Origin of the sequence: Pseudoalteromonas sp. TB64 (assembly GCF_000498095.1) — a bacterium.
Taxonomy (GTDB): Bacteria; Pseudomonadota; Gammaproteobacteria; order Enterobacterales; family Alteromonadaceae; genus Pseudoalteromonas.
Window position 1 is genome coordinate 989 of the sequence record NZ_AUTQ01000120.1, and the last position, 11467, is coordinate 12455.

The 11467-nt window shown below is 40.5% G+C and carries 7 protein-coding genes and 1 pseudogene (1 of these 8 only partly in view); 1 reads left to right on the forward strand and 7 read right to left on the reverse strand.

Annotation, left to right across the window (positions count from 1 at the left end; translation table 11 throughout):
• The 4 genes and pseudogenes from L647_RS01000000123935 to L647_RS0109420 form a co-directional block, all read right to left on the reverse strand.
• Positions 1 to 422 (reverse strand): annotated as a pseudogene (locus L647_RS01000000123935) (zinc-binding dehydrogenase) (it extends 609 nt beyond the left edge of the window).
• A gap of 10 nt (positions 423 to 432) precedes the next feature.
• Positions 433 to 1845, reverse strand: a complete 1413-nt coding sequence (locus L647_RS0109410; protein ID WP_024610914.1) for a TolC family protein — start codon at positions 1843 to 1845, stop codon at positions 433 to 435.
• A complete protein-coding gene (locus L647_RS0109415; protein WP_024610915.1) occupies positions 1838 to 4990 on the reverse strand; it encodes a multidrug efflux RND transporter permease subunit in 3153 nt (1050 codons plus the stop codon). The genes L647_RS0109410 and L647_RS0109415 overlap by 8 nt, the downstream gene beginning before the upstream one ends.
• 9 nt (positions 4991 to 4999) lie before the next feature.
• Positions 5000 to 6169, reverse strand: coding sequence for an efflux RND transporter periplasmic adaptor subunit (locus L647_RS0109420; RefSeq protein ID WP_024610916.1), 1170 nt, complete (start codon positions 6167 to 6169; stop codon positions 5000 to 5002).
• A gap of 119 nt (positions 6170 to 6288) precedes the next feature.
• Here L647_RS0109420 and L647_RS0109425 point away from each other — a divergent pair, with 119 nt between their 5' ends.
• Entirely contained in the window at positions 6289 to 7227 is a 939-nt protein-coding gene (locus L647_RS0109425) for a LysR family transcriptional regulator (protein ID WP_024610917.1), read from the forward strand.
• 63 nt (positions 7228 to 7290) lie between these two features.
• Here the strand turns inward: L647_RS0109425 and L647_RS0109430 are convergent, their stop codons facing one another.
• The 3 genes from L647_RS0109430 to L647_RS0109440 form a co-directional block, all read right to left on the reverse strand.
• Positions 7291 to 8328, reverse strand: coding sequence for a GGDEF domain-containing protein (locus tag L647_RS0109430; RefSeq protein ID WP_024610918.1), 1038 nt, complete (start codon positions 8326 to 8328; stop codon positions 7291 to 7293).
• A 157-nt stretch (positions 8329 to 8485) separates the two neighbouring features.
• A complete protein-coding gene (gene moaA / locus L647_RS0109435; RefSeq protein WP_024610919.1) occupies positions 8486 to 9457 on the reverse strand; it encodes a GTP 3',8-cyclase MoaA in 972 nt (323 codons plus the stop codon).
• A gap of 103 nt (positions 9458 to 9560) precedes the next feature.
• Positions 9561 to 11467 (reverse strand): molybdopterin cofactor-binding domain-containing protein (locus L647_RS0109440; protein ID WP_024610920.1); only part of this gene is annotated, 1907 nt, incomplete at its 5' end.

Below are 11467 nucleotides of genomic sequence, written 5' to 3' on the forward strand. Positions count from 1 at the left end.
ATACCTGCACAAGGTAAAATAGCGGCCACCGCTGGGCTTAGCCCTTTAGGTAAAACCGATACTGCGTAGTTAGGTACTTTTGTATATTCACTCAGTACACCTTGGCCACCAACGCTTGCGTGCCACATAACCCGCTCACCCACATTGGGAAAAATACCTTTGCTGGCTTTTACCACCACACCTACGGCATCAAGGCCTAAAATATGAGGGTATTGCCATTTGCAAAAACCCGATTTAGCAAACTGCCCATCAACAGGGTTTAAACCAACATACTCTACTTTAATCAGTAGTTCGTTATCTGCACACTCAGGTACGGGTAACTCCACGTCAGCTAATTTAATTTGCTCGTTAGGCTCTGGTAATACAATGGCACGCATTGTGTGCGGTACGGTGTATTCATGTAAAACATCAGTATCAGACATCAATAAAGCTCTACTTATTAGTGTTACTTAATGCATAACTCCATCGCCCGTTAAATGACTGATATGCATTAACTTTAGCGAGTAGCGATGAAATTGTTGAATCGACAGCATTTTCTTGCGCTATTAAAACATCCTGACGCGCATCTAACAACTCAAGATAAGGAATTTGCCCCTCTTCGTACATTGCTTCTGCTTGTAAAAATGCTTTGTTAGCAAACTCATAGCGCTCATCAGCAAAACGTTTTTGCTGTGTTTGATTGACCAAAAGTTGCAACGAAAGTTCACTTTCGCTAACGGCTTTTAGCACAACTTGTTGATAATCGCTGTACGCGGCTTCACTTAAAAATTGTTGTGCGTCGCGCTGTGCTAAAAGTGCAGGATAGCTTAACAACGACCACTGAATTTGTGGCGCTATTTGCCATTGCTGCTGAGTATCGCTAAAGCCATTACTGCCAATGCTTAGAACACCTGCAAAGCCACTCAAACTAATATCGGGTAAAAGCGCTTTGCTTGCTGCAACGCTTAAACTGTTAGCTTGGCTAAAGTCATAAAGCGCACGGCTAATATCGGGTCTTAGTGCAATTGCGTTATTTGGCTCATTAAGAGATACCTCAAACTCATGCTCTAAAATAGCTTGTTCATTACTTAATTCAACGTTTTGCGTTAAACGTCCAGTAAGTACGGCAAGCGTAGATAAATCGCGGTATTTTGCATATTCAAAAGCAGGTACAAGTGCTTGCTGTTGCCTTAGTTGCGCCATAGTACGGTTTAAATCAAGTTCGTTAGCCACACCTTCATCAACACGTGCTTGTAGCACCTCTATACTTTGTTCAAGCGCTTCTATTTGCAGCGCTACAATGTGTTGTTTTTCAACATTACCCTGATAGCTTACAAACCCTTTAACAACAGACGAAACCACTTCAATTTGCAGTAAACGTACTTGCTCTGCTTGGCTCATAGCCGATGCATTTGCCGCATCAACCAATGCTGTAATGCGCCCAAACAAATCAAGTTGCCAGTCGAGTGCTAAATTAGCACTCGATTGACGACTATTTACGTCAACCAAACCACTGCGCTGAGCACCAATTTCTATACCACCTTGTGGCAAGTATTGCGCTTTTTGCTCGCCTAGCCGTGCTAATGCACTTTTAAGCGTGAGTTGGCTTGTTTTTAAGTCGTAATTATTTGCAAGCGCTTTGGTTACCAGCTGATTTAATTGGCTTGAATCAAGCCCTTTCCACCAGCTAGTTTCATCAACACCAGTAAGTTGCTCTGCAACAGCTGCTTTTGCAACAAACTCATTAATTGCATTTTGCTCACTTACTGTATCTATTTTGCTAGCACAGCCAGATAAAAATGCAGCCACCAATACAGCACTTATTGTTAAGCGTGTTTTTAGCGTTTTATTTGCTAACTTATTCATGTGGTAACTCCTGCGCTTTTTCTTTTTTATTCACAACAAGCATATAAAATACCGGTGTAAACAATAAGCCAAACACAGTCACACCAATCATGCCTGAGAACACGGCATTACCCATTGCATGGCGCATTTCTGCTCCTGCGCCCGTTGCTAATACAAGCGGTATAACACCTGCTGTAAATGCAATTGAGGTCATTAATATTGGGCGTAAACGCATACGACACGCAGCTAATATTGCATCCATATGAGATAACCCTGTCTCGTTTTGATCTTTAGCAAACTCAACCATTAAAATCGCATTTTTAGATGCCAAGGCGACCAGTACTATTAACGCTATTTGCGTAAATATATTATTGTCTGAGCCTACAAACCACACACCAAGTAACGCTGAGAATATGGTCATTGGCACTATTAAAATAATAGCCAATGGTAAACGCAGGCTTTCGTACTGAGCAGCAAGCACCATAAATACCAGTAACACTACCAGTGGGAATACATACACCATGGTGTTACCAGCAAGTACTTGTTGGTAAGTAACCTCAGTCCACTCGTATTCAATTCCGCTTGGTAAGTTATCAGCAAGTATTGCTTCAATAGCCAATTGTGCTTGATCAGAGCTGTAACCAGGCGCTGGACTGCCGTTAAGTTCTGCACTTGGGTAACCGTTGTAATGCATTACACGGTCTGGACCAATTGTTGGTGTAACCGTTAATACTGAGCCTAATGGCACCATGTTACCTGCACGGTTTCTTACTTTTAGATTAAGAATTTGATCTGGATCTAAACGATAATCAGCATCTGCTTGCGCGTTTACCTGATACGTACGACCAAACAAGTTAAAGTCATTTACATACACCGAGCCTAAGTAAACTTGCAGCGAATTAAATACTTCATCAAGTGGAATACCCTGAATTAGTGCTTGCTCGCGGTCTACGTCTATATCCATTTGTGGTACTTGAATACGAAAACTTGAGTAAAGCCCTATTAACGCAGGATCTTTTTGTGCTTTACCAATAACCGTTTGCAGACTATTGAATAACGCTTCGAATCCTTTATTTGATCGGTCTTCAATTTGTAGCTTAAAGCCACCCGTTGTGCCTAAACCTTGAATTGGCGGTGGCGGGAATACCGCTACAAATGCTTCATCAATCGCGGCAAACCGTTGGTTTAACTGCGCAGCAATTGCCATAGCTGATTTACTTGGATCGGCGCGGTCTTCAAACGCATCTAAAGGTGTAAAAACAATGCCGCTGTTAGGGCTGTTGGTAAAACCATTTACCGACAAACCAGGAAAAGCAACCGTATGGGCAACACCCGGCACATCTAAGGCAATTTGCTGCATTTGTCTTAATACATCTTCAGTACGGTCAAGGCTTGCTGCGTCTGGTAACTGAGCAATTGCCACCAAATATTGCTTATCTTGTTGTGGAATAAAGCCACCTGGTACGGTATCAAACAATTTAATTGTACCGCCAACCAGTGCAACATAAGCCACCATAGCAATTAGGCTTAGACGAATTAGCTTTTTCACTAATTTTTCGTACCCTTTAGCGCCACGGTCAAATACACGGTTGAATGGTTGAAATAACCAACGACCAAATAATTTATTTAGTAAACGTGTAAACGCATCCGGTTTTGCATCGTGCGACTTTAATAATAACGCAGCTAATGCAGGCGAAAGAGTTAATGAGTTAAAAGCAGAAATAATGGTCGAAATTGTAATTGTTAATGCAAATTGCTTATAAAATTGACCAGACAAACCCGTAATAAAAGCTGTTGGAATAAATACTGCGCTCAGCACTAATGCAATAGCAATAATAGGACCAGTTACTTCGTTCATAGCAACGCGTGTCGCTTCAAGTGGTGATAAACCTTGCTCTATATTACGCTCAACGTTTTCTACTACTACAATCGCATCATCTACAACAATACCTATGGCAAGTACTAACCCAAATAACGATAAGGTATTAATCGACACGCCCAACCACTGCATAACAGCAAACGTACCAATAAGTGAAATAGGCACAGCAATAAGCGGAATAATAGACGCACGCCATGTTTGTAAAAATACAATAACTACAATTACAACCAGTACAATTGCTTCAAGTAACGTTGCAATTACTGCGTCAATCGAGCCGCGTACAAATACAGTAGGATCGTAAACAATGTCGTATTTAACCCCTTCAGGAAAATCTTTTGATAAACGCGCCATGGTTTCGCGCACTTGATCAGAAAGCTCAATGGCATTAGAACCAGGGCGTTGAAATATAGGCATAGCAAGCGCTGGCTGAGTGTCTAGCTCTGCGCGAAGTGAATAGGTGTCTTGACCTAGCTCAACACGTGCAATGTCAGATAAACGTGTTAGCTGCCCTTCCTCACCTACTTTAATAATTACTTGCTCAAACTCTTCAATACTATTTAAACGACCTTTAACGTTTAATAGTATTTGGAATTGACTGTCGTTTGACACCGGCTGAGCACCTAAGCTACCTGCAGCAACTTGTTGGTTTTGCGAACGCAGCGCCGTTACAACATCGGTTGCTGTTAGCTCACGTGCTGCTAAAGCATCTGGGTTTAACCAAACACGCATTGAATATTTGCCCGCACCAAATAAGCGAATGTCGCCCACACCTGGTAGCCGTGCAATTTCGTCTTTAACATACAAATCGGCATAGTTAGATAAATACGCGGTATCGTGTGTTTTTTCTGGCGAATATAAATGCACTACCATGGTTAGATCTGGTGATGATTTTTCGGCTACCACACCTAAGCGTTGTACTTCTTCAGGCAAACGTGGCAAAGCACTGTTTACACGGTTTTGAACTTGTACTTGAGCACGGTCTAAATCGGTACCCAATGCAAACGTTACCGTTAGGGTCATACGACCATCGCTGGTTGCTTGTGAAAACATATACAACATGTTTTCAGTACCGTTAATTTCTTGCTCGAGTGGTGTTGCTACCGTTTGTGCAATAACCGTTGGGTTTGCACCTGGGTAACTTGCGGTTACAACAACTGTTGGTGGTACAACTTCTGGGTATTCACTTACCGGAAGCTGAAATAAAGAAATGCCACCCGCAATTAAAATAACCAAAGACAACATAGCCGCAAATATCGGCCGTTGAATAAAAAAGTGTGAAAATTTCATCAAAAAACCTTATTGCTTAGCTACTACGCTTGATTCGTCATTAGAGAGGGTGAATGCAACATCACTGCTATCTATTGTTACTGTGTTTGGTTCAATTGGCATACCAGGACCTACGCGAGCTGGGCCATTTACTGCAATCACATCGCCTTCAGATAAACCAGATGTCACTGCACGAAGCGATCCGTAACGCTCACCCACTGTCACTAATTTGTACTGCAGCACGTTGTTTTCGCCAACAGTTAATACAAAGCGATTTTTTAAATCGGTACCAATTGCTCTGTCTGGCACTATTACTTGCTCAGAAATTGAATTAGCCGCTAACTTAATACGTGCAAATGAGCCCGCTCTAAGTTGGTTGTTATCTTCATTAAATACGGCGCGAACACGAAGCGTACCCGTAGAAGCATTAATTTGGTTATCAATAAAGTTGATATACCCTTTGTACGCAAAATCGTTTTGCCCAACTTTTTGCATTACAACAGGTTGACGACTTGCCGCTGTTACATTGCTAAAAGCACTGTTCCAAGTGCGTTCGTCAACATCAAAGTAAGCGTACATTTTTTCGTTAGATACTATGCTTGTTAACACACTTTGACCCGCAATAATGTTATTGCCTCTCGTGATGTTTGCACGGGAAATTATGCCATCGATTGGCGATACAATTGACGTAAATTCTAAATCAAGTTCTGCCGATGTAAGCTGTGCTTGTAATGCAGCAAGTTGCGCTTCGCGTTGGTGTAAAATAGACGTGCGCGACTCTGTTTGTTCAGTAGAAATAGCTTTACGCTCCATTAAGCGCACCGCACGTTTAGCTTCGCTTTTTGCTTGTTCTAATGCAGCTTGTGCACTATTAATTTGCGCTTCAAGGCTTGCTACAACAGCAGCAAATGGGCGGTCGTCTAACTTAAATAATAAGTCGCCCTTTTTAACATTGTCGCCTTCATTAAATGTAATATGATCAATAACACCTGATACGCGTGGCATTAAAGCCACTTCTTGAGGAGACTCTAAGCGAGTTGTATAGGTGTGCCAGCTTTGTACTGGTTTAACTAATACAGGTGCAACATCGATTGGCTGAAGATGTTGTGCTTGAGCCGAAGGGGGTGTGCTCTCATCAGCACAACCTGCAAGTGTTAGTAATGCGCCAGCGAGTGCAGCAGCAATTAAATGTTTTTTCATGAAGACGCTCCTTTTTTAATTAGCTTCGCATGGTACGGATTAAACTTGCGGACAAAAACCATAGATTTTTAAATTCATTAGTGCCAAAATGGCATCAATTAATTAATTGAGATGTAATAATGGATACAACAAGTCGGCTTTTAATGTTGCTTGAAGTGGTAGAGCAAGGCTCTTTTGCTAAAGCAGCTGAAATTCGTAATATTGACCGTTCTGTTATTTCTAAACAAATTAGTCGATTAGAAGACGAACTTGGTGTGAGGTTACTTAATCGAACCACCCGCTCGTTTTCGCTAACTGCTGCAGGCGCAGAAATGATAAAAAAAGCCGCAGACCTCAGAGAGCTTCTTGGCGAAACCGTCCGTATGGCCGAAAACTACCATTTAGAGCCTCGTGGCGTTTTAAAAATCACCTCATCAACACTCATTGGTCGTCGTTACTTACAACCAGTACTTAATGACTTTCAAAAGCGCTTTCCGCAGGTTGAAGTCGAACTTAGGTTAGATGATAGATTAGTGGATATTGTATCTGAAGGATTTGATTTAGCGTTTAGAGTAGGCGAGCCAAAAGATTCATCTCTTATAGCCAGAAAAATTGCCCGAAACCGCATATTAATAGTTGCAGCTCCAGAGTTTATTGAAACCTACGGCATGCCACAAACAATGGAAGAGCTAGCAAGCCTACCTGCAGCAAGTTATGCAAGTAATTCTTTTAGAGTAGAAAGTATTGATTACTACAACAGTAAAGGTGAGCCGTGTGAACAAAAAATAAAGAGTGTATTTCGTGCAAACGATGCGGAGTCTTTATTAATGAAAACGCTCTCGGGGACTACTTACTTTGTTGCGCCTGCGTTTATTATTGGTGATGAAGTAAAAGAAGGAAAGTTAGTTCCTTTATTGACAGATATTAAACTTATGGAATACAGCGCTATGTACGCCGTATACCCTCATCGCGACTTACCAGTCAGAACGCGCTTATTTTTTGATGCAGTACGTGAGTACTTAGGAAAAGACAAACCTATTTGGGAAAACGGCATCCCTAATTTTGAACAAATGTACTAACCATTTTATTATTAACAAACCCTATAGTTTATTGACTATAAGTTTTAATGCTAAGTTTTGATATTAAGCCGTAGCAATCTCAAAGTCTGGTTCTGCTTTAAATTTACAATACACTTTATTGCGACCAAATCGCTTAGCTTTGTATAGTTGCTTATCGGCTTGTTCAACAAAGCCTTCAAGGGTATTTGTACTTTTAAACTTTGCCACACCAATACTTGTAGTAATATTTATAGATAGACCATCAATATCAAAATTTGTATTTTCAACTTGAGTTCTTATTTTTTCAGCCGCTTTAAGAGCTTCCTCCTCACTTGTAAACGAACTAAATAAAGCAAACTCTTCGCCGCCAACTCTAAAAACATACCCTCGGCCTAGAGCAACTCTTAAAAGGGTTGCAACTTCTACAAGTACTTTATCGCCAACACCGTGTCCATGTTCGTCATTTATTAATTTAAAATAATCTAAATCGAGTAAAAACACGTACAGCTGTGACTTATCTCGTAACTCAACTTCAAAATAGTGACTCATAGACAAACGATTACCGGCACCTGTTAGTGGATCAAGTAATGCTAAGTTTTTAAGTCGTTTTGAAAAGTGTGATCTGCTCCCTTCAAAAACATGGGAAATAGCCCAAATACTCACGTAGGTGCACAGTAAATTAAGTACCAAATTAAACGTTTCAAAAGGTGAAAGGCTTGATTTATCTGCCAATATAATTATTTGAGCGGCAAGCATAGCCGCAGATAAAATAAATCCGTAGCGCTTGCCCATTAAAAGGTAATATAAAACAGGTAATGCGAACGACCAAACGTAAACACCGTTACGCGGTGACGCTAAATAAGTCGCTAATACAACAATAAATGAGATCAGTGCGCACATTACTATTGATTGCCAAATCTGTAATGGATGGCGTGTAAGCGCAATAAAAGTATAGATGCAATAAATTGAAAAGCTGGCTTCTATATAGCCCAGTAAAGGAAGGTTATTTACTGTTAAATTAAATACCCCGAACGCTAACGATAAAAAACCAAAGCAAAGACACATCCACTTAAGAACATCTCTTCTTAATGATTTAGTACTGTTAAGTGCTGCGATATCCATTCTTATAACTTAATAATAAATAAAAATTTAGTTTAACGTGAAAATATAATATGACAAGCCCTCTAAAAATAAAAACGTGAAAATACAGGCTATTATTTACATTTTCACATTAATTAGACGACGATCGGCTCATCATTCAACAAAATAATAGTGATTTTTAACCACCCAACATAGATAAATTGGTGGTGATCCCAGTATTACCTTGCTGTAATAAGTGCGATGGCTTTTTAGTTTTAATATAACGCGATAGTAACGCAATTAGCTCTGCACTTGAATTATTGTTCATGTGCTCTCTGAGGGATATACCTTCTTCTGAGAACAAACATAAATGTAAATTTCCTAACGCAGAAACCCTAAGCCTATTACACGTGCTACAAAAGTCGTTGCTGTAAGGCATTATTAAACCAATATTACCTTGGTAATCTGGATGCGAGAACTCTTGTGCAGGTCCTGCTGTAGCGCCTTGAATTATACGTTGCCAACCTCTTTGTAATAATTTAGTTTTTATTGATTCACCTGAGAGATGGTTTGCATCAAAAAAATCTTTATTATCGTTAGTTTGCATTAGCTCTATAAACCGAATAGTTACGGGACGGTGTTTAAGCCAGCTTAAAAAAGTATCTAACTCTGTGGCGTTATATTGTCTCATCAGTACACTATTTATTTTTATTGATGAAATGCCACTGTCTACTGCTGCATCTATGCCACTCATAACAGAGGCAAATTTATCGTGCCCAGTTATTGAATTGAACATACGAGGGTCAAAGCTATCAATGCTCACATTAATGGCACTTAAACCTGCATCTACCCAGTTATTAATGTTTTTTTGTAGAGAAAAACCATTCGTTGTCGCTGCTATTTGGTTTATACCTGTTGTATCTTTAGCTGCGCGAATAACATCTATAAAGTCTTTTCGAAGAGTTGGTTCTCCGCCTGTAATACGTACCTTTTTAATACCATGATGGGCGAATGCTTTTATTGTATTACTTATTTCGTTAAGCGAAAGAAAGTCTCGGTCGTGGTCGCATTGATAACCATTTGGTAAACAATAAACACACTTAAAATTACACACGTCGGTAATTGATAAACGTAAGTAACTAAATTCTCGTCCTGCTGGATCGACTAACATAACTAAACCTTGGGTATAACTTAAGTGTATTTACTACATGTTAAAGAGGTCGCATTAAAATGCAAACCTCTTACACATATACTGCTTTATTGCTTTTACTGCTTTACGCAGATAAGCCTTTTTTAAGCTCATCTGGTTTCATTGGTAAGTTTCGTAAACGAACACCCACCGCATTAAATACGGCATTACCAATCGCTGGAGCGATACCAATAACGCCCGGCTCACCTAAACCAACTGGAAACTCATCACTTTGCACAAATTCAATGTCCATATCAGGCACATCTTTCATTCTAAGTGGTAGGTAAGTATTAAAGTTAGTCGCTGAAACCTGCCCGTTTTTATATGTATTTGATTCATGCAGCGCAAGACTTGCTCCCCAAAGTAGAGAACCTTCTATTTGCGCCAGCGCACCATCAGGATGCACTATTAAACCTGCATCAACAACCACATACAGCTTTTTAAGCGTTATTTTACCATCAGCACGATTAACATGCACATGTGCAGCGGTTGCAATCCATGCCGGCATGGTGCGTTCTTGCCCTGAGCTGGCCGAAAATCCAATACCTTCGTCTTCGCCTAACTTAACATTGGCTACTTTTTTAGATACTTTTTTAAGTACACTGTGTAAACGTGATGCTCCACCTACACTCTCTGGTGCTTTACCTGCTTGCTTACCTTGTGCATCTAACATTTCAAGGCGAAATTCAACAGGATCTTTACCTTGTTTGTGTGCAACTTCATCAATGAACGACTCAAGGCCCCAAGCAATCCAACCTGGTCCTACTGAGCGTAACCACCCTGGAATAAATGTACTTTGTACAAGTCCATTATTAATGGCTCTTGCACGGTGGCTGTTCATGCTATACCAATGATCAGCACCTGATGCCGAAAATGCATCAAATTTGCCTTTACCATCAACACCTGGAGCTAAGAACCCTGGTGCCATTGCTTTAGTTGGCCACCCTGCTGCAAAAGCATGCTCTAAACCAGTAAAAGCACCGTTTTTGTCAAACGATGCCGTCATTTTTGTAGTAGACGCTGAGCGAGATTGATCAAATAAACTGTCATCTTTTCGAGTAAACACAAGCTTTACAGGTTTACCTACCGCTTTTGCAGTAAGGGCTGCGGGTACAGTCCAATCACCAAATAATCGACGACCAAAACCACCGCCTAAATAGTACGGGCGAATAATCACTTTATCTTGTGCAACCTCTAGTGCTTTTGCTATGGCTGGCAATGTAAGCGATTGCCATTGGTTACCGGTGTGGATAATCCAATTTCCATCTTTGAACTGTGCAAGCGCGTTTAAAGGCTCTAACTGATAATGACTCGCGGTCGCTGTGGTATACATTGATTCGAGTAATTCTTTTGCATCGGTTTGAGTTTTCTTTATATCGCCTTCATCAACAAATAAAGTGCCTGAATCAGTTTGCTGACATAAACGCACACCTTCTTTTTGAATATCAGACTCAGTTACGTTTGCTGCGCTACCTTTTTTATACTTAACCTTTAGTACATCTACAGCTTTAATTGCACTTGGGTAATTATCAGCTAATACAACAACCCAGCCTTCTACCGTATTACTTGGGTCAGTTAAAATTTCATAACCCTTATAACCTTTAATTGTTTTTGCTGCGGTATCGTCAACACTTATTACTTCACTACCAAAGCGAGTTGGCGGTATTACTGGGCGAGCATAGAGCATGCCTTCAACTTCTACGTCTATTCCATACACTGCGGTACCATTGGTTTTGGCAGGTATATCAAGCGCTTTAAAGTCTTGCTTAAGCCCCGTCAAATGGCGTTTATTGGCTGGTTTTAGTGGTAAACTTGCTACTTCCTCACTTGTAAAAGTACGATTAAACTCGCCTTTTTTAACTAAATCAGCATAACTAACAGATTTGTCGCCAGAGACTATATAGCCTTTTTCAGCACGACATGTACCAGCTGTAACACCTAACATTTTTGCACCAGCTTCTATTAGCGCAATTCTGCCCGCAGCACCGGCTT

What these genes read in the sequence shown, in the direction of transcription:
- L647_RS0109410 (WP_024610914.1), bottom strand. Translation starts at nt 1,845, where the DNA reads ATGAATAAGTTAGCAAATAAAACGCTAAAAACACGCTTAACAATAAGT.
- L647_RS0109415 (WP_024610915.1), bottom strand. Translation starts at nt 4,990, where the DNA reads ATGAAATTTTCACACTTTTTTATTCAACGGCCGATATTTGCGGCTATG.
- L647_RS0109425 (WP_024610917.1), top strand. Translation starts at nt 6,289, where the DNA reads ATGGATACAACAAGTCGGCTTTTAATGTTGCTTGAAGTGGTAGAGCAA.
- moaA (WP_024610919.1), bottom strand. Translation starts at nt 9,457, where the DNA reads ATGTTAGTCGATCCAGCAGGACGAGAATTTAGTTACTTACGTTTATCA.
- L647_RS0109430 (WP_024610918.1), bottom strand. Translation starts at nt 8,328, where the DNA reads ATGGATATCGCAGCACTTAACAGTACTAAATCATTAAGAAGAGATGTT.
- L647_RS0109420 (WP_024610916.1), bottom strand. Translation starts at nt 6,169, where the DNA reads ATGAAAAAACATTTAATTGCTGCTGCACTCGCTGGCGCATTACTAACA.